General features: G+C 50.2%; 41 protein-coding genes. 35 read left to right on the plus strand and 6 right to left on the minus strand.

What is annotated here, in order from left to right; translation table 11 throughout:
* Window positions 1–16: 16 nt before the first annotated feature.
* A complete protein-coding gene (gene gspC, locus HV311_RS02030; RefSeq protein WP_191220664.1) occupies window positions 17–814 on the minus strand; it encodes a type II secretion system protein GspC in 798 nt (265 codons plus the stop codon).
* 166 nt (window positions 815–980) lie between these two features.
* Between gspC and HV311_RS02035 the strand changes: the two genes are divergently transcribed.
* The 33 genes from HV311_RS02035 (at window position 981) to arfA (ending at window position 17,920) form a co-directional block, all read left to right on the plus strand.
* The gene (locus HV311_RS02035; RefSeq protein WP_191220665.1) at window positions 981–2,495 is read left to right on the plus strand and encodes a peptidoglycan-binding protein; all 1,515 of its coding nucleotides are present in this window, start codon (window positions 981–983) and stop codon (window positions 2,493–2,495) included.
* Window positions 2,495–2,878 carry a hypothetical protein gene (locus HV311_RS02040; protein ID WP_191220666.1) on the plus strand — a complete coding sequence of 128 codons (384 nt, stop codon included), beginning with the start codon at window positions 2,495–2,497 and terminating at the stop codon, window positions 2,876–2,878. Before HV311_RS02035 ends, HV311_RS02040 begins: the two co-directional genes overlap by 1 nt.
* A gap of 206 nt (window positions 2,879–3,084) precedes the next feature.
* The gene (gene rpsJ, locus HV311_RS02045) at window positions 3,085–3,396 is read left to right on the plus strand and encodes a 30S ribosomal protein S10 (RefSeq protein ID WP_001181005.1); all 312 of its coding nucleotides are present in this window, start codon (window positions 3,085–3,087) and stop codon (window positions 3,394–3,396) included.
* A 32-nt stretch (window positions 3,397–3,428) separates the two neighbouring features.
* The gene (gene rplC, locus HV311_RS02050; protein WP_003031117.1) at window positions 3,429–4,058 is read left to right on the plus strand and encodes a 50S ribosomal protein L3; all 630 of its coding nucleotides are present in this window, start codon (window positions 3,429–3,431) and stop codon (window positions 4,056–4,058) included.
* Window positions 4,059–4,068: 10 nt separating this feature from the next.
* Window positions 4,069–4,674 carry a 50S ribosomal protein L4 gene (gene rplD / locus HV311_RS02055; protein WP_003031119.1) on the plus strand — a complete coding sequence of 202 codons (606 nt, stop codon included), beginning with the start codon at window positions 4,069–4,071 and terminating at the stop codon, window positions 4,672–4,674.
* The gene (gene rplW / locus HV311_RS02060; protein ID WP_000617546.1) at window positions 4,671–4,973 is read left to right on the plus strand and encodes a 50S ribosomal protein L23; all 303 of its coding nucleotides are present in this window, start codon (window positions 4,671–4,673) and stop codon (window positions 4,971–4,973) included. Before rplD ends, rplW begins: the two co-directional genes overlap by 4 nt.
* A 17-nt stretch (window positions 4,974–4,990) precedes the next feature.
* A complete protein-coding gene (gene rplB / locus HV311_RS02065) occupies window positions 4,991–5,812 on the plus strand; it encodes a 50S ribosomal protein L2 (RefSeq protein ID WP_016154746.1) in 822 nt (273 codons plus the stop codon).
* A gap of 16 nt (window positions 5,813–5,828) precedes the next feature.
* The gene (gene rpsS / locus HV311_RS02070) at window positions 5,829–6,107 is read left to right on the plus strand and encodes a 30S ribosomal protein S19 (protein WP_001138115.1); all 279 of its coding nucleotides are present in this window, start codon (window positions 5,829–5,831) and stop codon (window positions 6,105–6,107) included.
* Between the two features lie 14 nt (window positions 6,108–6,121).
* A complete protein-coding gene (rplV, locus tag HV311_RS02075) occupies window positions 6,122–6,454 on the plus strand; it encodes a 50S ribosomal protein L22 (RefSeq protein ID WP_000448832.1) in 333 nt (110 codons plus the stop codon).
* Window positions 6,455–6,471: 17 nt separating this feature from the next.
* A complete protein-coding gene (gene rpsC, locus HV311_RS02080) occupies window positions 6,472–7,173 on the plus strand; it encodes a 30S ribosomal protein S3 (protein ID WP_000529945.1) in 702 nt (233 codons plus the stop codon).
* 12 nt (window positions 7,174–7,185) lie between these two features.
* A complete protein-coding gene (gene rplP, locus HV311_RS02085) occupies window positions 7,186–7,596 on the plus strand; it encodes a 50S ribosomal protein L16 (RefSeq protein ID WP_000941212.1) in 411 nt (136 codons plus the stop codon).
* Window positions 7,596–7,787 carry a 50S ribosomal protein L29 gene (gene rpmC / locus HV311_RS02090; RefSeq protein WP_000644742.1) on the plus strand — a complete coding sequence of 64 codons (192 nt, stop codon included), beginning with the start codon at window positions 7,596–7,598 and terminating at the stop codon, window positions 7,785–7,787. Before rplP ends, rpmC begins: the two co-directional genes overlap by 1 nt.
* On the plus strand, window positions 7,787–8,041 hold the full coding sequence (gene rpsQ / locus HV311_RS02095) for a 30S ribosomal protein S17 (RefSeq protein WP_003031120.1): 255 nt from the start codon (window positions 7,787–7,789) through the stop codon (window positions 8,039–8,041). Before rpmC ends, rpsQ begins: the two co-directional genes overlap by 1 nt.
* Window positions 8,042–8,204: 163 nt before the next feature.
* Complete coding sequence (gene rplN, locus HV311_RS02100) at window positions 8,205–8,576, plus strand: 50S ribosomal protein L14 (protein ID WP_000613954.1); 372 nt, start codon at window positions 8,205–8,207, stop codon at window positions 8,574–8,576.
* A 10-nt stretch (window positions 8,577–8,586) separates the two neighbouring features.
* Window positions 8,587–8,901: a 50S ribosomal protein L24 gene (gene rplX, locus HV311_RS02105; protein WP_003031122.1), complete on the plus strand. Its 315-nt coding sequence runs from the start codon at window positions 8,587–8,589 to the stop codon at window positions 8,899–8,901.
* A gap of 14 nt (window positions 8,902–8,915) precedes the next feature.
* Window positions 8,916–9,455 (plus strand): 50S ribosomal protein L5, encoded by a 540-nt coding sequence (gene rplE / locus HV311_RS02110; protein ID WP_003031123.1) that lies wholly within the window; start codon window positions 8,916–8,918, stop codon window positions 9,453–9,455.
* A gap of 14 nt (window positions 9,456–9,469) precedes the next feature.
* Window positions 9,470–9,775, plus strand: coding sequence for a 30S ribosomal protein S14 (gene rpsN, locus HV311_RS02115; RefSeq protein WP_003031125.1), 306 nt, complete (start codon window positions 9,470–9,472; stop codon window positions 9,773–9,775).
* A gap of 30 nt (window positions 9,776–9,805) precedes the next feature.
* Window positions 9,806–10,198 carry a 30S ribosomal protein S8 gene (gene rpsH / locus HV311_RS02120; RefSeq protein ID WP_003031127.1) on the plus strand — a complete coding sequence of 131 codons (393 nt, stop codon included), beginning with the start codon at window positions 9,806–9,808 and terminating at the stop codon, window positions 10,196–10,198.
* Window positions 10,199–10,210: 12 nt separating this feature from the next.
* A complete protein-coding gene (gene rplF, locus HV311_RS02125) occupies window positions 10,211–10,744 on the plus strand; it encodes a 50S ribosomal protein L6 (RefSeq protein WP_003031129.1) in 534 nt (177 codons plus the stop codon).
* A 9-nt stretch (window positions 10,745–10,753) separates the two neighbouring features.
* Complete coding sequence (rplR, locus tag HV311_RS02130; RefSeq protein WP_000358960.1) at window positions 10,754–11,107, plus strand: 50S ribosomal protein L18; 354 nt, start codon at window positions 10,754–10,756, stop codon at window positions 11,105–11,107.
* A 14-nt stretch (window positions 11,108–11,121) separates the two neighbouring features.
* A complete protein-coding gene (gene rpsE / locus HV311_RS02135; RefSeq protein WP_003031131.1) occupies window positions 11,122–11,625 on the plus strand; it encodes a 30S ribosomal protein S5 in 504 nt (167 codons plus the stop codon).
* 3 nt (window positions 11,626–11,628) lie between these two features.
* Window positions 11,629–11,808, plus strand: a complete 180-nt coding sequence (rpmD, locus tag HV311_RS02140; protein WP_001140434.1) for a 50S ribosomal protein L30 — start codon at window positions 11,629–11,631, stop codon at window positions 11,806–11,808.
* Between the two features lie 3 nt (window positions 11,809–11,811).
* Window positions 11,812–12,246 carry a 50S ribosomal protein L15 gene (rplO, locus tag HV311_RS02145; protein WP_003031132.1) on the plus strand — a complete coding sequence of 145 codons (435 nt, stop codon included), beginning with the start codon at window positions 11,812–11,814 and terminating at the stop codon, window positions 12,244–12,246.
* Window positions 12,247–12,253: 7 nt separating this feature from the next.
* On the plus strand, window positions 12,254–13,585 hold the full coding sequence (gene secY / locus HV311_RS02150) for a preprotein translocase subunit SecY (RefSeq protein ID WP_001118864.1): 1,332 nt from the start codon (window positions 12,254–12,256) through the stop codon (window positions 13,583–13,585).
* A 30-nt stretch (window positions 13,586–13,615) separates the two neighbouring features.
* Window positions 13,616–13,732, plus strand: coding sequence for a 50S ribosomal protein L36 (gene rpmJ / locus HV311_RS02155; RefSeq protein ID WP_000868187.1), 117 nt, complete (start codon window positions 13,616–13,618; stop codon window positions 13,730–13,732).
* 146 nt (window positions 13,733–13,878) lie between these two features.
* A complete protein-coding gene (rpsM, locus tag HV311_RS02160) occupies window positions 13,879–14,235 on the plus strand; it encodes a 30S ribosomal protein S13 (RefSeq protein ID WP_003031135.1) in 357 nt (118 codons plus the stop codon).
* A gap of 16 nt (window positions 14,236–14,251) precedes the next feature.
* A complete protein-coding gene (gene rpsK / locus HV311_RS02165) occupies window positions 14,252–14,641 on the plus strand; it encodes a 30S ribosomal protein S11 (RefSeq protein ID WP_003031137.1) in 390 nt (129 codons plus the stop codon).
* 33 nt (window positions 14,642–14,674) lie between these two features.
* Window positions 14,675–15,295, plus strand: a complete 621-nt coding sequence (rpsD, locus tag HV311_RS02170; protein ID WP_003031138.1) for a 30S ribosomal protein S4 — start codon at window positions 14,675–14,677, stop codon at window positions 15,293–15,295.
* Between the two features lie 25 nt (window positions 15,296–15,320).
* Window positions 15,321–16,310: a DNA-directed RNA polymerase subunit alpha gene (locus tag HV311_RS02175; RefSeq protein ID WP_003031139.1), complete on the plus strand. Its 990-nt coding sequence runs from the start codon at window positions 15,321–15,323 to the stop codon at window positions 16,308–16,310.
* A gap of 40 nt (window positions 16,311–16,350) precedes the next feature.
* Entirely contained in the window at window positions 16,351–16,734 is a 384-nt protein-coding gene (gene rplQ, locus HV311_RS02180) for a 50S ribosomal protein L17 (RefSeq protein ID WP_001216370.1), read from the plus strand.
* A gap of 106 nt (window positions 16,735–16,840) precedes the next feature.
* Window positions 16,841–17,209, plus strand: coding sequence for a DUF1992 domain-containing protein (locus tag HV311_RS02185; RefSeq protein WP_191220667.1), 369 nt, complete (start codon window positions 16,841–16,843; stop codon window positions 17,207–17,209).
* 10 nt (window positions 17,210–17,219) lie between these two features.
* Window positions 17,220–17,645, plus strand: a complete 426-nt coding sequence (zntR, locus tag HV311_RS02190; protein ID WP_016154744.1) for a Zn(2+)-responsive transcriptional regulator — start codon at window positions 17,220–17,222, stop codon at window positions 17,643–17,645.
* Between the two features lie 56 nt (window positions 17,646–17,701).
* A complete protein-coding gene (arfA, locus tag HV311_RS02195; protein WP_016157605.1) occupies window positions 17,702–17,920 on the plus strand; it encodes an alternative ribosome-rescue factor ArfA in 219 nt (72 codons plus the stop codon).
* Here arfA and mscL read toward each other — a convergent pair.
* The 5 genes from mscL to def form a co-directional block, all read right to left on the minus strand.
* Window positions 17,917–18,330, minus strand: coding sequence for a large-conductance mechanosensitive channel protein MscL (mscL, locus tag HV311_RS02200; RefSeq protein ID WP_016154742.1), 414 nt, complete (start codon window positions 18,328–18,330; stop codon window positions 17,917–17,919). The genes arfA and mscL overlap by 4 nt on opposite strands.
* 141 nt (window positions 18,331–18,471) lie before the next feature.
* Entirely contained in the window at window positions 18,472–19,848 is a 1,377-nt protein-coding gene (trkA, locus tag HV311_RS02205) for a Trk system potassium transporter TrkA (RefSeq protein ID WP_003031153.1), read from the minus strand.
* A 21-nt stretch (window positions 19,849–19,869) separates the two neighbouring features.
* Window positions 19,870–21,159, minus strand: a complete 1,290-nt coding sequence (gene rsmB / locus HV311_RS02210; protein WP_191220668.1) for a 16S rRNA (cytosine(967)-C(5))-methyltransferase RsmB — start codon at window positions 21,157–21,159, stop codon at window positions 19,870–19,872.
* 51 nt (window positions 21,160–21,210) lie between these two features.
* Entirely contained in the window at window positions 21,211–22,158 is a 948-nt protein-coding gene (fmt, locus tag HV311_RS02215; RefSeq protein WP_047501513.1) for a methionyl-tRNA formyltransferase, read from the minus strand.
* 14 nt (window positions 22,159–22,172) lie between these two features.
* Window positions 22,173–22,682 (minus strand): peptide deformylase, encoded by a 510-nt coding sequence (gene def / locus HV311_RS02220; protein WP_003031159.1) that lies wholly within the window; start codon window positions 22,680–22,682, stop codon window positions 22,173–22,175.
* Between the two features lie 129 nt (window positions 22,683–22,811).
* Between def and dprA the strand changes: the two genes are divergently transcribed.
* Both dprA and smg read left to right on the plus strand, forming a co-directional pair.
* Window positions 22,812–23,936, plus strand: a complete 1,125-nt coding sequence (dprA, locus tag HV311_RS02225; protein ID WP_047358918.1) for a DNA-protecting protein DprA — start codon at window positions 22,812–22,814, stop codon at window positions 23,934–23,936.
* A complete protein-coding gene (smg, locus tag HV311_RS02230; protein WP_003031162.1) occupies window positions 23,908–24,381 on the plus strand; it encodes a DUF494 family protein Smg in 474 nt (157 codons plus the stop codon). The genes dprA and smg overlap by 29 nt, the downstream gene beginning before the upstream one ends.
* Window positions 24,382–24,386 lie beyond the last annotated feature (5 nt).

The raw sequence follows: 24,386 nt of genomic DNA on the forward strand, positions 1-24,386 counted from the left end.
TTTGTCGTCCTTAAGGTTAATCATTCTCAGTAACGGATACATTCACCAGCGCTTCCTGACCGTTTCGTATTACGGTGAACTGGGCAGAGTTTAAGGTTACAAATTCCTGTAGTGCCGCTTTTGCTGACGCTTCCTGAGTTAGCGGATGGTTGTTCATTTTGATCGCAATATCGCCTGGCCTGAGTCCGGTTGCTATAAAACGTTCAACCGGACCACGGGCGTTTAATCTGACGCCCTGTAGCGCTTCCTGCTGATAGATAAAGTTAGTAATAATGATGTCGCTGAGGGAATGTGGCGCGCTGTCATGTGGCAGCGATGGTGCCGGTGCCCTGGAGAATATATCAGGCTCATCAATAAAAGCGATGCGTTGCCGGGAGCCATTGTTATCAATCGTCACGCTATTATTATCAATGTCCGTAATTTTTACGTCAGGGAGATCGTCAAGTTTATCTCCGGTACTGTAAAATTTTGCTTTCTCATTAATGGTGATAATAGCCTGTGAACGTGTTTTTAGCGTGCTCGCAATAATGCCATTTAGCTGGAGATCGAGCATCGAATTTTTAATTGAAACATCTTCTTTATTATCAGTCGCATTTTCCCTACTGTTTTTCGGTAAATTCATTGGCAGCCTGAGGACAACGGACGTTATTGAGTGACTGGTTTTGTTTTTTGTATTTGTCGAATCAATAAATAATCTATAGGCATATAACGAATGAATAATAACAATGGCACCGACAAAAAACATAACGCAGTACAGCACATCGTTACGCTTTCTCTTAAATATAAAGGTAAATTGCTTCGCGATAACATCCATTGTTAATAGCACGCCTGTTCTTTTCGGGAGAAGCATGATATAGGCTTACTTTCAGGTTTTCAATTTAATCGTCGGAACATGTCGTTTAATTCAAATATAAAAAATTGATAATATTTACCTGGCATATAATAAGTTAAATACCCGCATCAATTACTGGAACTTATCGATGACTGAACGCGAATTACCGTATGTAATTTACTCTTTTTCGCAACATACCCTTATCAAGAATATCTTTATTCATGAGCTGGGCGCTGGCGATGTGGGCGTATTATGCGGCAAACCGGGGTGTGGTAAATCGACGCTTATTTATCAGTTAGGTAAGGATTTTCCCGGCAGGGTAGTGGTGTTTACCGCCACCGGTTTATCTGGTTTCTGTCAATTGACACACACGGCGTGTACGCACGGAAAACTCCAGCCAGACTGGCGAGATGTGAGAATTAGCCGTTTCTGGTCAACGCTGATGCCTGCCCTTAGTCCGGCAGCGCAACCAATAATAATTGTCATTGATAATGCTGACGCACTCGCCAGACATCTTCCGGCATTTGTCGATAATTTCCGTCATCTGGCGGCTTCATTTGACGCTGGCGCCAGCTTGCTACTGGTGGGGGGCGAAGCGCTCAGGCGTAACCGACGACTTAAACGGCGTATTACGCTGTCGGCGATCATCGCTGCGCCGACGGACGATGAATATCTTGATTTTATGCATCAACAGCAACTGCGTGAGGCGGATGGCGAGCCTGTGCGCATGCGTCATGAATTTGTGCGCAAAGCGGTTCGGGCAGTGCAGGGAAACCTGGCGTTGCTGAGGCGCATCGCCCGGGCGGCGAGAAAAATGGCAACGGACAGGCAAGCGGATGTGTTAACCGCTCAACAGGAAAAATTGTTGCTGGAAACATTTACTCTCCGCTCTTGCGTATTGCGCAAGGGAATACTGCCCGGACTTTACGCTGCGCTGGCTTTGACGTTCGGCTGGCTGGCGGTCGATGTTTTTCCCCTTCAACTTCCTCTGCCCGCCGGGTTAACGGTGGCGATGACGCAAAAAAAGGAAAACCTGCCGGATATTGGCGACGCACGGGGAGGATTACGCGATGCCATGCAGCAATTATTCAGCGTCTGGGGATTCGACACAGCGCATGACGAGGCATGGTGTGACCAGGCCGATCGCGCTGAGTTGGTGTGCGAAAGCGGCAAGGAACGTTTAGATAACCTCATCAGGCGCGGGTTGCCGTGGATCGCGCATTTGAATATCGATAAACAACCGGTCTACGGTGTTGTGATGCGTGTATCAGGAAACGAGCTGGATCTTATCATTGATAATAAAACCTGGATCGTCAGTCAGGAGTGGCTGGCGAAGCACTGGCAGGGAAATTATACCCTGATGCTCAATTTAACGCCTGACAGGAAAATGCAGATCGGTGAAAAGAGTCCGGCGGAAACCATCATCTGGTTTGATACGATGCTGAGCCGCGCGCTGGGCGTTCCCGGCGATAAATCAGGCTCATGGACGCCATGGTTAATCGAAAAGGTCAAAGCATTCCAGCAGCGGGAGAATTTGCCTGTGGATGGTAAGCCGGGAAAAGAGACGCTGATAAGGCTGCGTCAGAGTCTTGGAGACGCGCCGGTATTAATCAATGAGGCGGCACCTGTGCTCACACATGTGTCATCTAAGGAGCGTATGTGATGATGCACATCTATCAACCCATTGATGCGAAAACAGTGTTGAGTTGCCGCTGGCGGCAGGCGCTGCATTCCTGTTGCTGGCTGTTGTGGGTCAGCCTGATGCTAATGTGCGGCTACTACGGACATTATGTCTGGTTGGTGCGCCATCCGACAACCACCACGCAGGGAGTGCCCGATTCTCAGGCGTATCGACTCTCGGATGTGCATTACATTTTTAAGCGGAAACCTCTGCCGATACGCATCGATTTACCCACCCAGAACGAAGAGGGTGACAGTATGCTGGAAGAGATACCCTATGATGATGCGTCCGGGCAGGAAGTGCCGGATGGCGAAGTATTGCGCTCACGTGTGCAACAAGCGCTGAGAGAAATCGATGGCAAATAGCCATAATCACTTGCATCCGTACCGGCTATACGTATAATACGCCAGCCTGTCAAATCTGACGGGTAGTTCGATATGAACTGTGGCGGTTTACCGTCAACAACGCTCCCAATCAGGGGGCTACGTAAGAACGGTTACACTCTCCCATCAATCGTAATGGGTTTGAGGAGTAACTATTTCGTCTATAAAATAATTGGAGCTCTGGTCTCATGCAGAACCAAAGAATCCGTATCCGTTTGAAAGCGTTTGATCATCGTCTGATCGATCAATCAACCGCGGAAATCGTCGAGACTGCCAAGCGCACTGGTGCGCAGGTTCGTGGTCCGATCCCGCTGCCGACCCGCAAAGAGCGTTTCACCGTTCTGATCTCCCCGCACGTCAACAAAGACGCGCGTGATCAGTACGAGATCCGTACTCACAAGCGTCTGGTTGACATCGTTGAGCCAACTGAAAAAACCGTTGATGCTCTGATGCGTCTGGACCTGGCTGCCGGTGTAGACGTGCAGATCAGCCTGGGTTAATCAGGTCATCGAGCGATTGAGAGGTTGATACAATGATTGGTTTAGTCGGTAAAAAAGTGGGTATGACCCGCATCTTCACTGAAGATGGCGTATCTATCCCAGTAACCGTTATCGAAGTTGAAGCAAACCGCGTTACTCAGGTTAAAGATCTGGCTAACGATGGCTATCGCGCTGTTCAGGTTACCACCGGTGCTAAAAAAGCTAACCGCGTAACTAAGCCGGAAGCTGGTCACTTTGCTAAAGCTGGCGTAGAAGCTGGCCGCGGCCTGTGGGAGTTCCGCCTGGCAGATGGTGAAGAATACACCGTTGGTCAGAACATTAGCGTTGAACTGTTTGCTGACGTTAAAAAAGTTGACGTAACCGGTACCTCTAAAGGTAAAGGTTTCGCTGGTACCGTTAAGCGCTGGAACTTCCGTACCCAGGACGCTACTCACGGTAACTCCTTGTCCCACCGCGTTCCGGGTTCTATCGGTCAGAACCAGACTCCGGGCAAAGTGTTTAAAGGCAAGAAAATGGCAGGTCAGCTGGGCAACGAACGTGTAACCGTTCAGAGCCTGGACGTAGTACGTGTTGACGCTGAGCGCAACCTGCTGCTGGTTAAAGGTGGTGTTCCGGGTGCGACCGGTTGCGACCTGATCGTTAAACCAGCTGTGAAGGCGTAAGGGGATAGCAATGGAATTAGTATTGAAAGACGCGCAGAGCGCGCTGACTGTTTCCGAAACTACCTTCGGTCGTGATTTCAACGAAGCGCTGGTTCACCAGGTTGTTGTTGCTTATGCAGCTGGTGCTCGTCAGGGTACTCGTGCTCAGAAGACTCGTGCTGAAGTAACTGGTTCAGGCAAAAAGCCGTGGCGCCAGAAAGGTACCGGCCGTGCGCGTTCAGGTTCTATCAAGAGCCCGATCTGGCGTTCAGGTGGCGTGACCTTCGCTGCTCGTCCACAGGACCACAGTCAAAAAGTTAACAAAAAGATGTACCGCGGCGCGCTGAAAAGCATTCTGTCCGAACTGGTACGTCAGGATCGTCTGATCGTTGTCGAATCATTCTCTGTAGAAGCGCCTAAAACTAAGCTGCTGGCACAGAAACTGAAAGACATGGCTCTGGAAGATGTGCTGATCATCACCGGTGAGCTGGACGAAAACCTGTTCCTGGCTGCGCGCAACCTGCATAAGGTTGACGTACGCGATGCAACTGGTATCGACCCGGTTAGCCTGATCGCCTTCGACAAAGTCGTAATGACTGCTGATGCTGTTAAGCAAGTTGAGGAGATGCTGGCATGATTCGTGAAGAACGTCTGCTGAAAGTGCTGCGCGCACCGCACGTTTCTGAAAAAGCGTCTACTGCGATGGAAAAAACTAACACCATCGTTCTCAAAGTTGCTAAAGACGCGACCAAAGCAGAAATCAAAGCTGCTGTGCAGAAACTGTTTGAAGTCGAAGTCGAAGTCGTTAACACCCTGGTAGTTAAAGGGAAAGTTAAACGTCACGGACAGCGTATCGGTCGTCGTAGCGACTGGAAAAAAGCTTACGTCACCCTGAAGGAAGGCCAGAATCTGGACTTCGTCGGCGGCGCTGAGTAAGTCGGAGGAGTAATACAATGGCAGTTGTTAAATGTAAACCGACATCTCCGGGTCGTCGCCACGTTGTTAAAGTGGTCAACCCAGAGCTGCACAAGGGCAAACCTTTTGCTCCGCTGGTTGAAAAAAACAGCAAATCCGGTGGTCGTAACAACAATGGCCGCATCACCACTCGTCACATCGGTGGTGGTCACAAGCAGGCTTATCGTATTGTTGACTTCAAACGCAACAAAGACGGTATCCCGGCAGTTGTTGAACGTCTTGAGTACGATCCGAACCGCTCCGCGAACATCGCGCTGGTTCTGTACAAAGACGGTGAACGCCGTTACATCCTGGCCCCTAAAGGCCTGAAAGCTGGCGACCAGGTTCAATCTGGCGTTGATGCTGCAATCAAAGCAGGTAACACCCTGCCGATGCGCAATATCCCGGTTGGTTCTACCGTTCATAACGTAGAAATGAAACCAGGTAAAGGCGGTCAGCTGGCACGTTCCGCTGGTACTTACGTTCAGATCGTTGCTCGTGATGGTGCTTATGTCACCCTGCGTCTGCGTTCTGGTGAAATGCGTAAAGTCGAAGCAGACTGCCGTGCAACTCTGGGCGAAGTTGGCAATGCTGAGCATATGCTGCGCGTTCTGGGTAAAGCAGGTGCTGCACGCTGGCGTGGTGTTCGTCCTACCGTTCGCGGTACTGCGATGAACCCAGTCGACCACCCACATGGTGGTGGTGAAGGTCGTAACTTTGGTAAGCACCCGGTAACTCCGTGGGGCGTTCAGACCAAAGGTAAGAAGACCCGCAGCAACAAGCGTACTGATAAATTCATCGTACGTCGCCGTAGCAAATAATTTTAGAGGATAAGCCATGCCACGTTCTCTCAAGAAAGGTCCTTTTATTGACCTGCACTTGCTGAAGAAGGTAGAGAAAGCGGTGGAAAGCGGAGACAAGAAGCCCCTGCGCACTTGGTCCCGTCGTTCAACGATCTTTCCTAACATGATCGGTTTGACCATCGCTGTCCATAATGGTCGTCAGCACGTTCCGGTATTTGTTTCCGACGAAATGGTCGGTCACAAACTGGGTGAATTCGCACCGACTCGTACTTATCGCGGCCATGCTGCTGATAAAAAAGCGAAGAAGAAATAAGGTAGGAGGAAGAGATGGAAACTTTAGCTCAACATCGCCATGCTCGTTCTTCTGCTCAGAAGGTTCGCCTTGTTGCAGACCTGATTCGCGGTAAGAAAGTGTCGCAGGCTCTGGATATTCTGACCTACACCAATAAGAAAGCGGCTGTACTGGTCAAGAAAGTCCTGGAATCTGCCATTGCTAACGCTGAACACAACGATGGCGCTGACATTGACGATCTGAAAGTTACGAAAATTTTCGTAGACGAAGGCCCGAGCATGAAGCGCATTATGCCGCGTGCAAAAGGTCGTGCAGATCGCATCCTGAAGCGCACCAGCCACATTACTGTGGTTGTGTCCGATCGCTGAGACTCTGGAGACTAGCAATGGGTCAGAAAGTACATCCTAATGGTATTCGCCTGGGTATTGTAAAACCATGGAACTCAACCTGGTTTGCGAACACCAAAGAATTCGCTGACAACCTGGACAGCGATTTTAAAGTACGTCAGTACCTGACTAAGGAACTGGCTAAAGCGTCTGTATCTCGTATCGTTATCGAGCGTCCGGCTAAGAGCATCCGTGTGACCATTCACACCGCTCGCCCGGGTATCGTTATCGGTAAGAAAGGTGAAGACGTAGAAAAACTGCGCAAAGTCGTAGCGGATATTGCTGGCGTTCCTGCTCAGATCAATATCGCCGAAGTGCGTAAACCTGAACTGGATGCAAAATTGGTTGCTGACAGCATCACTTCTCAGCTGGAACGTCGTGTTATGTTCCGTCGTGCTATGAAGCGTGCTGTACAGAACGCAATGCGTCTGGGCGCTAAAGGTATTAAAGTTGAAGTTAGCGGCCGTCTGGGCGGCGCGGAAATCGCACGTACCGAATGGTACCGCGAAGGTCGCGTACCTCTGCACACTCTGCGTGCTGACATCGACTACAACACCTCTGAAGCGCACACCACTTACGGTGTAATCGGCGTTAAAGTGTGGATCTTCAAAGGCGAGATCCTGGGTGGTATGGCTGCTGTTGAACAACCGGAAAAACCGGCTGCGCAACCTAAAAAGCAGCAGCGTAAAGGCCGTAAATAAGGAGCGTCGCTGATGTTACAACCAAAGCGTACAAAATTCCGTAAAATGCACAAAGGCCGTAACCGCGGTCTGGCGCAGGGTACGGATGTTAGCTTCGGCAGCTTCGGTCTGAAAGCTGTTGGCCGTGGTCGTCTGACTGCCCGTCAGATCGAAGCAGCACGTCGTGCTATGACCCGTGCAGTTAAGCGTCAAGGTAAGATCTGGATCCGTGTATTCCCGGACAAACCGATCACTGAAAAGCCGCTGGCAGTGCGTATGGGTAAAGGTAAAGGTAACGTGGAGTATTGGGTTGCCTTGATTCAGCCGGGTAAAGTCCTGTATGAAATGGACGGCGTACCGGAAGAGCTGGCCCGTGAAGCATTCAAGCTGGCAGCAGCGAAACTGCCGATTAAAACCACCTTTGTAACTAAGACGGTGATGTAATGAAAGCAAAAGAGCTGCGTGAGAAGAGTGTTGAAGAGCTGAACACCGAGCTGCTGAATCTGCTGCGTGAGCAGTTCAACCTGCGTATGCAGGCTGCAAGTGGCCAGCTGCAACAGTCTCACCTGTTGAAGCAAGTGCGTCGTGATGTCGCACGCGTTAAGACTTTACTGACTGAGAAGGCGGGTGCGTAATGACCGATAAAATCCGTACTCTGCAAGGTCGCGTTGTTAGCGATAAAATGGAGAAATCCATCGTTGTTGCTATCGAACGTTTTGTGAAACACCCGATCTACGGTAAATTCATTAAGCGTACGACCAAACTGCACGTACATGACGAGAACAACGAATGCGGTACTGGTGACGTGGTTGAAATCCGCGAATGCCGTCCGCTGTCCAAGACTAAGTCCTGGACGCTGGTTCGCGTTGTAGAGAAAGCCGTTCTGTAATACAGTAGGCATTCTCAACGAATAAACGGCTCAGCGATGAGCCGTTTATTTTTTCTACCCATATCGTTGAAGCGGTGTTATAATGCCGCGCCCCCGATATGGGGCTTTTTTAACGACCTGATTTTCGGGTCTCAGTAGTAGTTGACATTAGCGGAGCACTAAAATGATCCAAGAACAGACTATGCTGAACGTCGCCGACAACTCCGGTGCACGTCGCGTAATGTGTATCAAGGTTCTGGGTGGCTCGCACCGTCGCTACGCAGGCGTCGGCGATATCATCAAGATCACCATCAAGGAAGCAATTCCGCGTGGTAAGGTCAAAAAAGGTGATGTGCTGAAGGCGGTAGTGGTGCGCACCAAGAAGGGTGTTCGTCGCCCGGACGGTTCTGTCATTCGCTTCGATGGTAATGCATGCGTTATTTTAAACAATAACAGCGAGCAACCTATCGGTACGCGTATTTTTGGGCCGGTAACTCGTGAACTTCGTAACGAGAAGTTCATGAAAATTATCTCTCTGGCACCAGAAGTACTCTAAGGAGCGAATCATGGCAGCGAAGATCCGTCGTGATGACGAAGTTATCGTGTTAACCGGTAAAGATAAAGGTAAACGCGGTAAAGTTAAGAATGTCCTGTCTTCCGGCAAGGTCATTGTTGAAGGTATCAACCTGGTTAAGAAACATCAGAAGCCGGTTCCGGCCCTGAACCAACCAGGCGGCATTGTAGAGAAAGAAGCAGCTATTCAGATCTCTAACCTTGCTATCTTCAACGCGGCAACCGGCAAGGCTGACCGTGTAGGCTTTAGATTCGAAGACGGCAAAAAAGTCCGTTTCTTTAAATCTAACAGCGAAACTATCAAGTAATTTGGAGTAGTACGATGGCGAAACTGCATGATTACTACAAAGACGAAGTAGTCGCTAAACTCATGACTGAGTTTAACTACAATTCTGTCATGCAAGTCCCTCGGGTCGAGAAGATCACCCTGAACATGGGTGTTGGTGAAGCGATCGCTGACAAGAAACTGCTGGATAACGCAGCAGCTGACCTGACAGCAATCTCCGGTCAAAAACCGCTGATCACCAAAGCACGCAAATCAGTTGCAGGCTTCAAAATCCGTCAGGGCTATCCGATCGGCTGTAAAGTAACTCTGCGTGGCGAACGCATGTGGGAGTTCTTTGAGCGCCTGATCACTATTGCTGTTCCACGTATCCGTGACTTCCGTGGCTTGTCCGCTAAGTCTTTCGACGGTCGTGGTAACTACAGCATGGGTGTCCGTGAGCAGATCATCTTCCCAGAAATCGACTACGATAAAGTCGACCGCGTGCGTGGTTTGGATATTACCATTACCACTACTGCGAAATCTGATGAAGAAGGCCGTGCTCTGCTGGCTGCCTTTGACTTCCCGTTCCGCAAGTAAGGTAGGGTTACTGAATGGCTAAGCAATCAATGAAAGCACGCGAAGTAAAGCGCGTAGCTTTAGCTGATAAGTACTTCGCAAAACGCGCTGAACTGAAAGCTATTATCTCTGATGTGAACGCGACCGACGAAGATCGTTGGAACGCAGTTCTCAAGCTGCAGTCTCTGCCGCGTGATTCCAGCCCGTCCCGTCAGCGTAACCGCTGCCGTCAAACAGGTCGTCCGCATGGCTATGTGGGCAAGTTCGGGTTGAGCCGTATCAAACTGCGTGAAGCCGCTATGCGCGGTGAAGTACCAGGCTTGAAAAAGGCTAGCTGGTAATTACCAATTGAATCACGGGAGTAAAGACAGATGAGCATGCAAGATCCGATCGCGGATATGCTGACCCGTATCCGTAACGGTCAGGCCGCGAATAAAGCTGCGGTCACCATGCCTTCCTCCAAGCTGAAAGTGGCAATTGCCAACGTGCTGAAGGAAGAAGGTTTTATTGAAGATTTTAAAGTTGAAGGCGACACCAAGCCGGAACTGGAACTTACTCTTAAGTATTTCCAGGGTAAAGCTGTTGTAGAAAGCATTCAGCGTGTCAGTCGCCCAGGTCTGCGCATTTATAAGCGTAAAGACGAGCTGCCGAAAGTTATGGCTGGCATGGGTATCGCAGTTGTTTCTACCTCTAAAGGTGTTATGACTGATCGTGCAGCGCGCCAGGCTGGTCTTGGTGGCGAAATTATCTGCTACGTAGCCTAATCGGAGGAAAAAATGTCTCGTGTTGCTAAAGCACCGGTCGTTATTCCTGCCGGCGTTGATGTAAAAATCAACGGTCAGGTTATTACGATCAAAGGTAAAAACGGCGAGCTGACTCGTACTCTCAACGATGCTGTTGCAGTAAATCATGCAGATAATGCACTGACCTTCGGTCCGCGTGATGGTTACGCAGATGGATGGGCTCAGGCTGGTACCGCGCGTGCCCTGCTGAATGCAATGGTTGTCGGTGTTACCGAAGGCTTCACTAAGAAGCTACAGCTGGTTGGTGTAGGTTATCGTGCAGCGGTTAAAGGGAATGTAGTAAACCTGGCTTTAGGTTTCTCTCACCCTGTTGACCATCAGCTGCCTGCGGGTATTACTGCAGAATGTCCGTCTCAGACTGAAATCGTGCTGAAAGGCGCTGATAAACAGCTGATCGGTCAGGTTGCAGCAGATCTGCGCGCCTACCGTCGTCCTGAGCCTTATAAAGGCAAGGGTGTTCGTTACGCCGACGAAGTCGTGCGTACCAAAGAGGCTAAGAAGAAGTAAGGTAACACTATGGATAAGAAATCTGCTCGTATCCGTCGTGCGACCCGCGCACGCCGCAAGCTCCAGGAGCTGGGCGCAACTCGCCTGGTGGTACATCGTACCCCGCGTCATATTTACGCACAGGTAATTGCACCGAACGGTTCTGAAGTTCTGGTAGCTGCTTCTACTGTAGAAAAAGCTATCGCTGAACAATTGAAGTACACCGGTAACAAAGACGCTGCTGCAGCTGTAGGTAAAGCTGTTGCTGAACGCGCTCTGGAAAAAGGCATCAAAGATGTTTCTTTTGACCGTTCCGGGTTCCAATATCATGGTCGTGTCCAGGCACTGGCAGATGCTGCCCGTGAAGCTGGCCTTCAGTTCTAAGGTAGAGGTGTAAGATGGCTCACATCGAAAAACAAGCTGGCGAACTGCAGGAAAAGCTGATCGCGGTTAACCGCGTATCTAAAACCGTTAAAGGTGGTCGTATTTTCTCCTTCACAGCTCTGACTGTAGTTGGTGATGGTAACGGTCGCGTTGGTTTTGGTTACGGTAAAGCGCGTGAAGTTCCAGCAGCGATCCAGAAAGCGATGGAAAAAGCCCGTCGCAATATGATTAACGTCGCGCTGAACCACGGCACCCTGCAGCACCCGGTTAAGGGTACTCACACGGGTTCTCGTGTATTCATGCAGCCGGCTTCCGAAGGTACCGGTATCATCGCCGGTGGTGCAATGCGCGCCGTTCTGGAAGTCGCTGGAGTTCGTAACGTTCTGGCTAAAGCGTATGGTTCTACTAACCCGATTAACGTGGTTCGTGCAACTATCGATGGCCTGGAAAATATGAAATCTCCGGAAATGGTCGCTGCCAAGCGTGGTAAATCCGTTGAAGAAATTCTGGGGAAATAAACCATGGCAAAGACTATTAAAATTACTCAAACCCGCAGTGCAATCGGTCGTCTGCCGAAACATAAGGCAACGCTGCTTGGCCTGGGTCTGCGTCGTATTGGTCACACCGTAGAGCGCGAGGATACTCCTGCTGTTCGTGGTATGGTCAACGCGGTTTCCTTCATGGTTAAAGTTGAGGAGTAAGAGATGCGTTTAAATACTCTGTCTCCGGCCGAAGGCTCTAAAAAAGCGGCTCGCCGCCTGGGTCGTGGTATCGGTTCTGGCCTCGGTAAAACCGGTGGTCGTGGTCACAAAGGTCAGAAGTCTCGTTCTGGCGGTGGCGTACGTCGCGGTTTCGAGGGTGGTCAGATGCCTCTGTACCGTCGTCTGCCGAAATTCGGCTTCACTTCACGTAAAGCAGCGATTACAGCCGAAGTTCGTCTGTCTGACCTGGCTAAAGTTGAAGGCGGTGTTGTAGACCTGAACACGCTGAAAGCAGCTAACATTATCGGTATCCAGATCGAGTTCGCGAAAGTGATTCTGGCTGGTGAAGTCACTACTCCGGTAACTGTTCGTGGCCTGCGTGTTACTAAAGGCGCTCGTGCTGCTATCGAAGCTGCTGGCGGTAAAATCGAGGAATAAGTAGCAGATGGCTAAACAACCGGGATTAGATTTTCAAAGTGCCAAAGGTGGCTTAGGCGAGCTGAAACGCAGACTGCTGTTTGTAATCGGCGCGCTGATTGTGTTCCGTATTGGCTCTTTCATTCCGATCCCTGGTATTGATGCCGCTGTACTTGCCAAACTGCTTGAGCAACAGCGAGGCACCATCATTGAAATGTTTAACATGTTCTCTGGTGGTGCTCTCAGCCGTGCTTCTATCTTTGCTCTGGGGATCATGCCGTATATTTCGGCGTCGATTATTATCCAGCTGCTGACGGTGGTTCATCCAACGCTGGCAGAAATTAAGAAAGAAGGGGAGTCTGGTCGTCGTAAGATCAGCCAGTACACCCGCTACGGTACTCTGGTGCTGGCAATATTCCAGTCGATCGGTATTGCTACCGGTCTGCCGAATATGCCTGGTATGCAGGGCCTGGTAATGAATCCAGGCTTTGCATTCTATTTCACCGCTGTTGTAAGTCTGGTTACAGGGACGATGTTCCTGATGTGGTTGGGCGAACAGATTACTGAACGTGGTATCGGCAACGGTATCTCAATCATTATCTTCGCCGGTATTGTCGCGGGACTCCCGCCAGCCATTGCCCATACTATCGAGCAAGCGCGTCAAGGCGACCTGCACTTCCTCGTGTTGCTGTTGGTTGCAGTATTAGTATTTGCAGTGACGTTCTTTGTTGTATTTGTTGAGCGTGGTCAACGCCGCATTGTGGTAAACTACGCGAAACGTCAGCAAGGTCGTCGTGTCTATGCTGCACAGAGCACACATTTACCGCTGAAAGTGAATATGGCGGGGGTAATCCCGGCAATCTTCGCTTCCAGTATTATTCTGTTCCCAGCGACCATCGCGTCATGGTTCGGGGGCGGGACTGGTTGGAACTGGCTGACAACAATTTCGCTGTATTTGCAGCCTGGGCAACCGCTTTATGTGTTACTCTATGCGTCTGCAATCATATTCTTCTGTTTCTTCTACACGGCGTTGGTTTTCAACCCGCGTGAAACAGCAGATAACCTGAAGAAGTCCGGTGCATTTGTACCAGGAATTCGTCCGGGAGAGCAAACGGCGAAGTATATCGATAAAGTAATGACCCGCCTGACTCTGGTTGGTGCGCTCTACATTACCTTTATCTGCCTGATCCCGGAGTTCATGCGTGATGCAATGAAAGTACCGTTCTACTTCGGTGGGACCTCACTGCTTATCGTTGTTGTCGTGATTATGGACTTTATGGCTCAAGTGCAAACTCTGATGATGTCAAGTCAGTACGAGTCTGCATTGAAGAAGGCGAATCTGAAAGGCTACGGCCGTTAACAGTCGCCCGAGAAGTTACGGAGAGTAAAAATGAAAGTTCGTGCTTCCGTCAAGAAATTATGCCGTAACTGCAAAATCGTTAAGCGTGATGGTGTCATCCGTGTGATTTGCAGTGCCGAGCCGAAGCATAAACAGCGCCAAGGCTGATTTATTCGCATATTTTTCTTGCAAAGTTGGGTTGAGCTGGCTAGATTAGCCAGCCAATCTTTTGTATGTCTGTGCGTTTCCATTTGAGTATCCTGAAAACGGGCTTTTCAGCATGGTGCGTACATATTAAATAGTAGGAGTGCATAGTGGCCCGTATAGCAGGCATTAACATTCCTGATCAGAAACATGCTGTGATCGCATTAACTTCGATCTACGGCGTCGGCAAGACCCGTTCTAAAGCCATTCTGGCTGCCGCGGGTATCGCTGAAGATGTTAAGATCAGTGAGCTGTCTGAAGAACAAATCGACACGCTGCGTGACGAAGTTGCCAAATTTGTCGTTGAAGGTGATCTGCGCCGTGAAGTTAGCATGAGCATCAAGCGCCTTATGGACCTTGGTTGCTATCGCGGTTTGCGTCATCGTCGTGGTCTCCCGGTTCGCGGTCAGCGTACCAAGACCAACGCACGTACCCGTAAGGGTCCGCGCAAACCGATCAAGAAATAATCGGGGTGATTGAATAATGGCAAAGGCACCAATTCGTGCACGTAAACGTGTAAGAAAACAAGTCTCTGACGGCGTGGCTCATATCCATGCTTCTTTTAACAACACCATCGTTACCATTACTGATCGTCAGGGTAACGCACTGGGTTGGGCAACAGCCGGTGGTTCCGGTTTCCGTGGTTCTCGCAAATCCACTCCGTTTGCAGCTCAGGTTGCAGCAGAGCGTTGCGCTGAAGCCGTAAAAGAATACGGTATCAAGAATCTGGAAGTTATGGTCAAAGGACCGGGTCCAGGTCGCGAATCTACTGTTCGTGCTCTGAACGCCGCTGGTTTCCGCATCACTAATATTACTGATGTGACTCCGATCCCTCATAACGGTTGTCGTCCGCCGAAAAAACGTCGCGTATAACGCTGTCGTTTCTAGGATTGTTGGAGAAAGAAAATGGCAAGATATTTGGGTCCTAAGCTCAAGCTGAGCCGTCGTGAGGGCACTGACTTATTCCTTAAGTCTGGCGTTCGCGCGATCGATACCAAGTGTAAAATTGAACAAGCTCCTGGCCAGCACGGTGCGCGTAAACCGCGTCTGTCTGACTATGGTGTGCAGTTGCGTGAAAAGCAAAAAGTTCGCCGTATCTACGGTGTGCTGGAGCGTCAGTTCCGTAACTACTACAAAGAAGCAGCACGTCTGAAAGGCAACACCGGTGAAAACCTGTTGGGTCTGCTGGAAGGTCGTCTGGACAACGTTGTATACCGTATGGGCTTCGGTGCCACTCGTGCAGAAGCACGTCAGCTGGTCAGCCATAAAGCAATTATGGTAAACGGTCGTGTTGTTAACATCGCTTCTTATCAGGTTAGTCCGAATGACGTTGTTAGCATTCGTGAGAAAGCGAAGAAGCAGTCTCGCGTGAAAGCCGCTCTGGAGCTGGCTGAGCAGCGTGAAAAGCCAACCTGGCTGGAAGTTGATGCTGGCAAGATGGAAGGTACGTTCAAGCGTAAGCCGGAGCGTTCTGATCTGTCTGCGGACATTAACGAACACCTGATCGTCGAGCTTTACTCCAAGTAAAGCTTAGTACCAAAGAGAGGACACAATGCAGGGTTCTGTGACAGAGTTTCTAAAACCGCGCCTGGTAGATATCGAGCAAGTGAGTTCGACGCACGCCAAGGTGACCCTTGAGCCTTTAGAGCGTGGCTTTGGCCATACTTTGGGTAACGCACTGCGCCGTATTCTGCTCTCATCGATGCCGGGTTGCGCGGTGACCGAGGTTGAGATTGATGGTGTACTACATGAGTACAGCACCAAAGAAGGCGTTCAGGAAGATATCCTGGAAATCCTGCTCAACCTGAAAGGGCTGGCGGTGAGAGTTCAGGGTAAAGATGACGTTATTCTTACCTTGAATAAATCTGGCATTGGCCCTGTGACTGCAGCCGACATTACCCATGATGGTGATGTCGAAATCGTCAAGCCACAGCACGTGATCTGCCACCTGACCGATGAGAATGCATCTATTAGCATGCGTATCAAAGTTCAGCGCGGTCGTGGTTATGTGCCGGCTTCTACCCGAATTCATTCGGAAGAAGATGAGCGCCCAATCGGCCGTCTGCTGGTCGACGCATGCTACAGCCCTGTAGAGCGTATTGCCTACAATGTTGAAGCAGCGCGTGTAGAACAGCGTACCGACCTGGACAAGCTGGTCATCGAAATGGAAACCAACGGCACAATCGATCCTGAAGAGGCGATTCGTCGTGCGGCAACCATTCTGGCTGAACAACTTGAAGCTTTCGTTGACTTACGTGATGTACGTCAGCCGGAAGTTAAAGAAGAAAAACCAGAATTCGATCCGATCCTGCTGCGCCCTGTTGACGATCTGGAATTGACTGTCCGCTCTGCTAACTGCCTCAAAGCAGAAGCTATCCACTATATCGGTGATCTGGTACAGCGTACTGAGGTTGAGCTTCTTAAGACGCCTAACCTTGGTAAAAAATCTCTTACTGAGATTAAAGACGTGCTGGCTTCCCGTGGACTGTCTCTGGGCATGCGCCTGGAAAACTGGCCACCGGCAAGCATCGCTGACGAGTAACCGGATCACAGGTTAAGGTTTTACTGAGAAGGATAAGGTCATGCGCCATCGTAAGAGTGGTCGTCAACTGAACCGCAACAGCAGCCATCGCCAGGCTATGTTCCGCAATATGGCAGGTTCACTGGTTCGTCATGAAATCATCAAGACGACTCTGCCGAAAGCGAAAGAGCTGCGTCGCGTAGTTGAGCCGCTGATTACTCTTGCCAAGACTGATAGCGTAGCTAATCGTCGTCTGGCATTCGCCCGCACTCGTGATAACGAGATCGTGGCAAAACTGTTTAACGAACTGGGCCCGCGTTTTGCGAGCCGCGCCGGTGGTTACACTCGCATTCTGAAGTGTGGCTTCCGTGCAGGCGACAACGCGCCGATGGCATACATCGAGCTGGTTGATCGTTCAGAGAAAACAGAAGCTGCTGCAGAGTAATCTGTAGTAACGTAAAAAAACCCGCCTCGGCGGGTTTTTTTATATCCGTCATATCCCCACTTACCTACAATATCTGTACTCTTTTTGTTCATCACTGGAGTGTTGTATGTGGTTACTGGACCAGTGGGCAGAGCGCCATATTACTGATGCGCAGTCTAAAGGTGAGTTTGATGGTTTGCCTGGTACAGGAGAACCGTTGGTTCTTGACGATGATTCCCACATTCCGCCGGAACTTCGAGCCGGATTCCGTTTATTAAAAAATGCGGGATGTCTTCCTCCTGAGCTTGAGCAGCGCAGAGAGGCAATACAACTGCTTGAAATACTTGCAGGGATCCGCAAAGATGATCCCCATTATCAGGAACTGAGTCGAAGACTGTCACTACTGGAACTGAAACTTCGGCAGGCTGGACTCAGCACCGAGTTTTTACACGGTGAATACGCAGATAAGTTGCTGCAGAAGATCAACGACGAATAGCGGAGATAGTATGTACCGTATTGGTGAATTAGCGAAACTGGCTGACGTGACGCCTGATACTATCCGCTACTATGAAAAGCAGCAGATGATGGAACATGAAATACGTACAGAAGGCGGGTTTCGTCTCTATACGGAAAGCGATCTTCAGCGTCTAAAGTTTATTCGCTATGCCCGTCAGCTTGGTTTCACTCTGGAATCGATCCGCGAACTGCTTTCGATCCGCATCGATCCCGAACACCATACCTGCCAGGAATCAAAAGGGATCGTCCAGGAAAGATTGCAGGAAGTGGAAGCGAGAATAGCTGAGCTTCAGGCGATGCAACGGTCGCTGCAGCGATTGAATGACGCGTGTTGTGGCAAGGCACACAGCAGCGTGTACTGCTCTATCCTTGAAGCACTTGAGCAAGGCGCCAGTGGATCACCATCAGGCTGTTGATTTATTGAACGGTCAGGTCTACACTCGCGGCGTAAATTACGACAACCGGAGGTATTATGAGTCGTTATCAGCACACTAAAGGGCAGATAAAAGATAACGCCATTGAGGCGCTTCTACATGACCCACTGTTCAGGCAGCGCGTTGAGAAAAATAAGAAAGGGAAAGGAAGTTATCTACGTAAAGGTAAACATGGTAATCGGGGTAACTGGGAGGCCAGTGGCAAGAAAGTCATTCACTTTTTTACCACTGGCCTTCTTGTTTCAGTGAGTGCTTAAGAGCGGTTATTCTGTTCTTTCAGCAGGTCACGAATTTCACTCAGCAATACTTCTTCTTTGGATGGCGCCGGCGGTGCTGCTGGCTCTTCCGCTTTTTTACGGTTCAGTTTGTTGATCAGCTTGATTGCCATAAAGATAGCAAACGCAACAATAACGAAATCAAAGATATTCTGAATAAATACACCGTAATGCATAACGACTGCAGGGATATCTCCCTGTGCATCACGTAGTGTTAAAGCAAACTGTTTAAAATCAATTCCACCAATTAACAACCCCAGCGGCGGCATGATGATATCGGCAACCAGTGATGAAACAATCTTCCCAAATGCCGCACCAATAATGACACCCACTGCCAAATCGACAACATTCCCGCGCATCGCGAATTCGCGAAATTCTTTAATAATGCTCATCTTATTCTCCCTATGCAGCTGACGTTTATAAGTTTAACAAATGTTTAGGCAATTTCCATTTATGTATTGCCTAAATAAAAATTTATTAAACCATGAAAAATAAAGGGAAATAATTTAGGCGCAGTTTCAGCGCCCAAATTATTACAGGAAGAACGGACTTGGCTGGAATAGTCGCTCGACGTCGGTAATAAACTTTTTATCTGTCAGGAACATAATTACGTGATCGCCCTGTTCAATACGCAGGTTATCATTGGCAATCATCACATCGTTACCACGCACAACGGCGCCAATAATGGTTCCTGGTGGAAGTTTAATTTCATCAATTGAGCGACCCACAACCCGTGACGTCGTTTCATCACCGTGTGCAACGGCTTCAATGGCTTCCGCGACGCCACGGCGCAGTGAAGATACACCAACAATATCCGCTTTACGCACATGACTGAGCAGAGCAGAGATGGTTGCCTGCTGCGGTGAAATCGCAATATCGATCACGCTGCCTTGCACCAGATCGACGTATGCTCTGCGTTGGATCAACACCATCACTTTCTTGGCGCCCATCCGTTTGGCAAGCATCGCCGACATGATATTCGCTTCATCATCGTTGGTTACCGCAATGAACAGATCAACCTGATCGATATGTTCTTCCGCCAGCAGCTCTTGATCCGAGGCATCACCGAAAAAGACGATCGTATTCTGCAGTTTCTCCGCAAGCTCGGATGCGCGCTGTTGATTACGTTCAATCAGTTTGACGCTGTAATCTTTTTCCAGCCGCCGTGCCAGCCCGGCGCCAATATTACCACCGCCCACTAACATAATGCGTTTGTAAGGCTTTTCCAGACGCTGTAATTCGCTCATTACGGCGCGAATATGCTGCGAGGCCGCGATGAAGAAAACTTCATCACCCGCTTCAACAATGGTAGAACCTTGCGGACGGATCGGTCGGTCATGACGGAAAATCGCCGCAACGCGGGTATCGATGTGCGGCATATGCTCACGCATTGTCGACAGCGCATTACCAATCAGCGGCCCACCGTAATAGGCTTTCACCACGGCCAGGCTGACTTTTCCTTCGGCAAAATTCACTACCTGCAATGCGCCCGGATATTCAATCAGGCGATAAATGCTATCGATAACCAGTTGCTCAGGCGCAATCAGGTGATCGATAGGCACCGCATCAGATTGAAATAGCTTGTCCGCATCACGAACGTAATCCGGTGAACGAATACGAGCGATGCGATTAGGCGTGTTAAACAGTGAATAAGCTACCTGACAGGCAACCATATTTGTTTCATCTGAGCTGGTTACGGCAACCAGCATATCGGCATCGTCAGCACCGGCTTCACGTAGAACGCGGGGATGCGAACCATGCCCTTGCACGACACGGAGATCAAACTTGTCCTGCAGGCTACGCAGGCGCTCACCATTGGTATCGACTACCGTGATATCGTTGTTCTCTCCGACCAGGTTTTCAGCCAGCGTACCGCCAACTTGCCCTGCGCCCAGAATGATAATTTTCATCAGTCGCGACCCGTTATCTCATCACTTTTTGATTAGCTTAGCGTAAAAGAAGCCATCACCATCTTCCGCACTCGGTAAATTCTGACGTCCAGGTTTTTCCGGCGTACCAGTGACGCTTAATACCGCATCTGGCGTGCGCGCAAGGAAGGCGGCAATTTGCTGTTGGTTTTCTTCTGGCAGGATAGAGCAGGTTGCATAAACCAGCGTGCCGCCAGGTTTAAGATGTGGCCAGGTTGCATTCAGGATTTCAGCCTGCAACTGGGCAAGTTCAGCAATATCCCGGTCGCGACGCAGCCATTTGATATCCGGATGGCGACGGATCACTCCGGTGGCAGAACACGGAGCGTCCAGCAAAATACGGTCAAACTGTTGTTCACCGCACCACTGCTGTGGATAGCGGCCATCACCCTGTTTTACGGTTGCCTTCATACCCAGACGTTTTAGATTGTCGAAAACGCGCGATAAGCGTTTTCCATCAACATCGACAGCCATTACGTTAGCGTGCGGAGCAACTTCCAGAATGTGAGTGGTTTTGCCCCCCGGCGCACAGCATAGGTCGAGGATCTGTTCACCGTCCTCCGGCAACAGATAGTTTATGCATCCTTGAGCGGAAGCATCCTGGACGGTTACCCAGCCTTCATCAAAACCTGGAAGGGCGTGCACAGGAGCTGGCGTTTCCAGACGCACTGCATCCGGGTAATCTGGATGCGGGAAACCGGTTAATCCCGCTTCGGTCAGCAGGTCCAGCCAGGCATCGCGCGTATGATGGTTACGATTGACACGTAACCACATCGGCGGTCGCTGGTTATTGGCTTCAAGAATGGCTTCCCACTGCTGCGGATAAGCGGTCTTAATACGTTTCACCAGCCAGGAGGGGTGTAAGAAACGTAAATCGCTTTGAGAGAATTCAGCCAGTAGCTCTTCTTGACGGCGCTGAAACTGGCGCAGCACGCCGTTGATCAGCCCTTTAAGCTGCGGACGCTTAATAACGACCGCGCCTTCTACGGTCTCTGCCAAAGCAGCATGCGGTGGAATACGAGTATGCAGTAGTTGGTAGAAGCCCACCATGATCAGATAGTGAACGGTGCGCTGTTTGCCCGTCATTGGACGTTCCATCAACTGCTGGATCATCCACTCCAGTTGGGAGAGTGTACGCAACACGCCGAAGCAAAGCTCCTGCAACAGTGCTTTGTCTTTATCGGCAACTTTTTGCTGCATGGCGGGCAGCACGTTGCTTAATGATTGTCCCTTTTCGACAACCTGTTCGACGGCCTGGGCCGCCATACTGCGTAAATTAAGATGTTTTTTCATAAGCGCAAAAATAAAAATGCCCGGAGATACCGGGCTTAAAGAGATGAACCGTCATACCAGACGGTTACCGGGTACAAACCATTCCCGACGCGAATTAAGCAGATCCTGCGCGCTCATGGCTTTTTTACCGGCAGGTTGCAAAGAGACGAGATTCAGGATGCCGTCGCCCGTTGCGACCTGGATACCCTGTTTTGTCGCCTCAAGAATAGTGCCAGGTGCGGCCTGTGTGTTCGCTGTAATAACCGTAGCTTGCCAGACTTTCACTGGCTGGCCGTCGATTTCAAGCCAGCTCATTGGCCACGGGTTAAAGGCGCGGATGCAGCGTTCCAACTGAGCGGCCGAAAGCGACCAGTCGATACGGGCCTCTTCTTTGCTGAGTTTTTCTGCATGCGTAACCAGTGATTCATCTTGTACAACGGGTTTTATGGTGCCAGCCGCCAGCTGTTTTAGCGTTTCAATCAGCCCCTGAGGCCCTAAATCTGCCAGCTTATCGTATAACGAACCGCTGGTATCTTCTGCAGTTATCGGGCAGGACAGCTTAAGCAGCATATCACCGGTGTCGAGGCCAACATCCATCTGCATGATGGTCACACCAGTTTCGGCGTCGCCTGCCCACAGTGAGCGCTGGATTGGGGCTGCGCCACGCCAGCGTGGAAGCAGGGAACCGTGAACGTTGATACAACCCAGACGCGGCATTTCCAGTACGGCTTTTGGCAGTATCAGGCCATATGCTACCACTACCATCACGTCTGCGCGTAAATCAGCAACCAGCTGCTGGTTTTCCTGAGGACGAAGAGAGACGGGTTGGAAAACCGGTATCCCTTTTTCTTCCGCCAGCACTTTTACCGGGCTGGGCATCAGCTTTTTACCGCGTCCCGCCGGGCGGTCCGGTTGGGTAAACACGCCAACGACGTTATGTCCAGAAGACAACAGCGCGTCGAGATGACGCGCTGCAAAGTCAGGTGTACCCGCAAAAATAATACGTAGTGAGTCTGACACGTTGATTCTTGTCCTTAAGCTCGGGCGTTCAGGCGGTCGAGTTTTTCAACTTTCTGACGAATGCGTTGTTGCTTCAACGGAGACAGATAATCGATAAACAGTTTACCGACCAGGTGATCCATTTCATGTTGAATGCAGATAGCCAGCAGGCCATCGGCTTCCAGTTCAAAAGATTTGCCGTTGCGATCGAGCGCACGAATTTTTACTTTCTCTGCGCGCGGTACTAACGCACGCTGTTCGGGAATAGACAGGCAGCCTTCTTCAATACCTGTTTCGCCGTCTTTTTCCAGCAGCTCTGGGTTAATGAGTACCAACTGCTCGTCGCGATTTTCAGAGACATCAATAACAATGATGCGCTGATGAATATCGACCTGAGTTGCTGCCAGACCGATACCTTCTTCGGCGTACATCGTTTCGAACATATCATCAACGATACGCTGAATTTCTGCATTCACTTCTTCGACCGGTTTTGCGACTTTGCGAAGGCGCTCGTCCGGAATATGTAACACTTGCAAAACTGACATAGTTATCCAGAGTTGTGTTCAGGAGTTGAAAAGATTATTACCTCTATTCTAGACAAAACCCCCTCTGATTGACAGCATCAGTGACCAATCGCAAAGATTGCCAGGACTGCTTGTGGCAGGGGAACAGGGATGACCAAAATCGAAATTTGGCTACGTTTAGCACAAGTGAATGAACTGTATGGTGATGAGATGGTGCGCGTTGCCCACTGGCTCAATACTCAGCCGTGTATTAACAACGTGGTACTTCATCATGCTGGGCTCTCTCCCCGCCAGGCCCGGCGCTTTTTAACCTTTCCAGATCAGACGCTGGAAAAAACGCTGCGCTGGCTTGAACAGCCCAACCATCATTTTGTGGTTGCCGACAGCGAGCATTATCCGGCACAGCTCCGTGCAATTGAGGATTATCCTGGGGTGCTTTTTGTGGCAGGAAATCCCATATGCCTTAGCTCGTTTCAGGTTGCCGTCGTCGGTAGCCGACAGCACTCCTGGTATGGCGAACGCTGGGGGCGGCTGTTTTGTGAAAAGCTTGCAGCATGCGGCGTGACGATCACCAGCGGCCTGGCCCGGGGGATTGATGGTGTGGCGCATAATGCTGCGATAAACCGAGAAGGCACGAGTATTGCTGTGCTGGGAAATGGGCTTGAGACCATTCATCCACGACAGCATGTCAGTCTGGCTAAACGACTGATTGAGGCTGGAGGCGCACTGGTGTCTGAGTTCCCATTAGATACGCTTCCTTTGCCGCGCAATTTTCCCCGACGAAATCGCATTATTAGTGGTCTAAGTAAAGGAGTTCTGGTTGTAGAAGCTGCTCAGCGTAGCGGGTCACTGGTCACTGCGCGTTGTGCACTGGAACAAGGGCGGGAGGTTTTTGCGTTGCCTGGACCGATTGGGAGTCCGGGAAGTGAAGGTCCACATTGGCTTATTCAGCAGGGAGCCACGCTTGTGACGGCCCCAGAAGAAATTCTGGAAAATTTGCAATATGGGTTGCAATGGTTGCCAGATGAACCTGAAAAATCAATTTATTCGCCAGATCACGAAGAGGTGGCATTGCCATTTCCGGAGCTCCTGGCTAACGTAGGAGATGAGGTAACACCTGTTGACGTCGTCGCTGAACGTGCCGGCCAACCTGTGCCAGAGGTAGTGGCTCAACTGCTCGAACTGGAGTTAGCAGGATGGATCGCAGCTGTACCCGGCGGCTATGTCCGATTGAGGAGGGCATGCCATGTTCGACGTACTAATGTATTTGTTTGAGACATATATCCATAACGAAGCTGAGCTGCGTGTGGATCAGGACAAACTGGAACGGGATCTTACCGACGCTGGTTTTGATCGTGAAGACATCTACAACGCGTTACTTTGGCTGGAAAAGCTTGCTGATTATCAGGATGGTCTTGCCGAACCTATGCAACTGGCATCCGATCCTCTTTCTATACGTATTTATACCGCAGAAGAGTGCGATCGACTGGATGCAAGCTGTAGAGGGTTCCTGCTATTCCTGGAACAGATTCAGGTGCTAAACCTCGAAACACGAGAAATGGTCATTGAGCGCGTACTCGCGCTGGATACGGCAGAGTTCGATCTGGAAGACCTGAAGTGGGTGATCCTGATGGTGCTTTTCAATATTCCAGGTTGTGAAAATGCCTATCAGCAAATGGAAGAATTACTCTTTGAAGTGAATGAAGGTATGCTGCATTAATCAAT

Source organism: Citrobacter sp. RHBSTW-00881 (assembly GCF_013728515.1).
In the GTDB taxonomy this organism is placed as follows: Bacteria; Pseudomonadota; Gammaproteobacteria; order Enterobacterales; family Enterobacteriaceae; genus Citrobacter; species Citrobacter braakii.

Excerpts from the sequence above, each read along its gene's own strand:
- gspC (WP_191220664.1), bottom strand. The coding sequence starts at position 814 with ATGGATGTTATCGCGAAGCAATTTACCTTTATATTTAAGAGAAAGCGT.
- HV311_RS02035 (WP_191220665.1), top strand. The coding sequence starts at position 981 with ATGACTGAACGCGAATTACCGTATGTAATTTACTCTTTTTCGCAACAT.
- HV311_RS02040 (WP_191220666.1), top strand. The coding sequence starts at position 2,495 with ATGATGCACATCTATCAACCCATTGATGCGAAAACAGTGTTGAGTTGC.
- rpsJ (WP_001181005.1), top strand. The coding sequence starts at position 3,085 with ATGCAGAACCAAAGAATCCGTATCCGTTTGAAAGCGTTTGATCATCGT.
- rplC (WP_003031117.1), top strand. The coding sequence starts at position 3,429 with ATGATTGGTTTAGTCGGTAAAAAAGTGGGTATGACCCGCATCTTCACT.
- rplD (WP_003031119.1), top strand. The coding sequence starts at position 4,069 with ATGGAATTAGTATTGAAAGACGCGCAGAGCGCGCTGACTGTTTCCGAA.
- rplW (WP_000617546.1), top strand. The coding sequence starts at position 4,671 with ATGATTCGTGAAGAACGTCTGCTGAAAGTGCTGCGCGCACCGCACGTT.
- rplB (WP_016154746.1), top strand. The coding sequence starts at position 4,991 with ATGGCAGTTGTTAAATGTAAACCGACATCTCCGGGTCGTCGCCACGTT.
- rpsS (WP_001138115.1), top strand. The coding sequence starts at position 5,829 with ATGCCACGTTCTCTCAAGAAAGGTCCTTTTATTGACCTGCACTTGCTG.
- rplV (WP_000448832.1), top strand. The coding sequence starts at position 6,122 with ATGGAAACTTTAGCTCAACATCGCCATGCTCGTTCTTCTGCTCAGAAG.
- rpsC (WP_000529945.1), top strand. The coding sequence starts at position 6,472 with ATGGGTCAGAAAGTACATCCTAATGGTATTCGCCTGGGTATTGTAAAA.
- rplP (WP_000941212.1), top strand. The coding sequence starts at position 7,186 with ATGTTACAACCAAAGCGTACAAAATTCCGTAAAATGCACAAAGGCCGT.
- rpmC (WP_000644742.1), top strand. The coding sequence starts at position 7,596 with ATGAAAGCAAAAGAGCTGCGTGAGAAGAGTGTTGAAGAGCTGAACACC.
- rpsQ (WP_003031120.1), top strand. The coding sequence starts at position 7,787 with ATGACCGATAAAATCCGTACTCTGCAAGGTCGCGTTGTTAGCGATAAA.
- rplN (WP_000613954.1), top strand. The coding sequence starts at position 8,205 with ATGATCCAAGAACAGACTATGCTGAACGTCGCCGACAACTCCGGTGCA.
- rplX (WP_003031122.1), top strand. The coding sequence starts at position 8,587 with ATGGCAGCGAAGATCCGTCGTGATGACGAAGTTATCGTGTTAACCGGT.
- rplE (WP_003031123.1), top strand. The coding sequence starts at position 8,916 with ATGGCGAAACTGCATGATTACTACAAAGACGAAGTAGTCGCTAAACTC.
- rpsN (WP_003031125.1), top strand. The coding sequence starts at position 9,470 with ATGGCTAAGCAATCAATGAAAGCACGCGAAGTAAAGCGCGTAGCTTTA.
- rpsH (WP_003031127.1), top strand. The coding sequence starts at position 9,806 with ATGAGCATGCAAGATCCGATCGCGGATATGCTGACCCGTATCCGTAAC.
- rplF (WP_003031129.1), top strand. The coding sequence starts at position 10,211 with ATGTCTCGTGTTGCTAAAGCACCGGTCGTTATTCCTGCCGGCGTTGAT.
- rplR (WP_000358960.1), top strand. The coding sequence starts at position 10,754 with ATGGATAAGAAATCTGCTCGTATCCGTCGTGCGACCCGCGCACGCCGC.
- rpsE (WP_003031131.1), top strand. The coding sequence starts at position 11,122 with ATGGCTCACATCGAAAAACAAGCTGGCGAACTGCAGGAAAAGCTGATC.
- rpmD (WP_001140434.1), top strand. The coding sequence starts at position 11,629 with ATGGCAAAGACTATTAAAATTACTCAAACCCGCAGTGCAATCGGTCGT.
- rplO (WP_003031132.1), top strand. The coding sequence starts at position 11,812 with ATGCGTTTAAATACTCTGTCTCCGGCCGAAGGCTCTAAAAAAGCGGCT.
- secY (WP_001118864.1), top strand. The coding sequence starts at position 12,254 with ATGGCTAAACAACCGGGATTAGATTTTCAAAGTGCCAAAGGTGGCTTA.
- rpmJ (WP_000868187.1), top strand. The coding sequence starts at position 13,616 with ATGAAAGTTCGTGCTTCCGTCAAGAAATTATGCCGTAACTGCAAAATC.
- rpsK (WP_003031137.1), top strand. The coding sequence starts at position 14,252 with ATGGCAAAGGCACCAATTCGTGCACGTAAACGTGTAAGAAAACAAGTC.
- rpsD (WP_003031138.1), top strand. The coding sequence starts at position 14,675 with ATGGCAAGATATTTGGGTCCTAAGCTCAAGCTGAGCCGTCGTGAGGGC.
- HV311_RS02175 (WP_003031139.1), top strand. The coding sequence starts at position 15,321 with ATGCAGGGTTCTGTGACAGAGTTTCTAAAACCGCGCCTGGTAGATATC.
- rplQ (WP_001216370.1), top strand. The coding sequence starts at position 16,351 with ATGCGCCATCGTAAGAGTGGTCGTCAACTGAACCGCAACAGCAGCCAT.
- HV311_RS02185 (WP_191220667.1), top strand. The coding sequence starts at position 16,841 with ATGTGGTTACTGGACCAGTGGGCAGAGCGCCATATTACTGATGCGCAG.
- zntR (WP_016154744.1), top strand. The coding sequence starts at position 17,220 with ATGTACCGTATTGGTGAATTAGCGAAACTGGCTGACGTGACGCCTGAT.
- arfA (WP_016157605.1), top strand. The coding sequence starts at position 17,702 with ATGAGTCGTTATCAGCACACTAAAGGGCAGATAAAAGATAACGCCATT.
- mscL (WP_016154742.1), bottom strand. The coding sequence starts at position 18,330 with ATGAGCATTATTAAAGAATTTCGCGAATTCGCGATGCGCGGGAATGTT.
- trkA (WP_003031153.1), bottom strand. The coding sequence starts at position 19,848 with ATGAAAATTATCATTCTGGGCGCAGGGCAAGTTGGCGGTACGCTGGCT.
- rsmB (WP_191220668.1), bottom strand. The coding sequence starts at position 21,159 with ATGAAAAAACATCTTAATTTACGCAGTATGGCGGCCCAGGCCGTCGAA.
- def (WP_003031159.1), bottom strand. The coding sequence starts at position 22,682 with ATGTCAGTTTTGCAAGTGTTACATATTCCGGACGAGCGCCTTCGCAAA.
- dprA (WP_047358918.1), top strand. The coding sequence starts at position 22,812 with ATGACCAAAATCGAAATTTGGCTACGTTTAGCACAAGTGAATGAACTG.
- smg (WP_003031162.1), top strand. The coding sequence starts at position 23,908 with ATGTTCGACGTACTAATGTATTTGTTTGAGACATATATCCATAACGAA.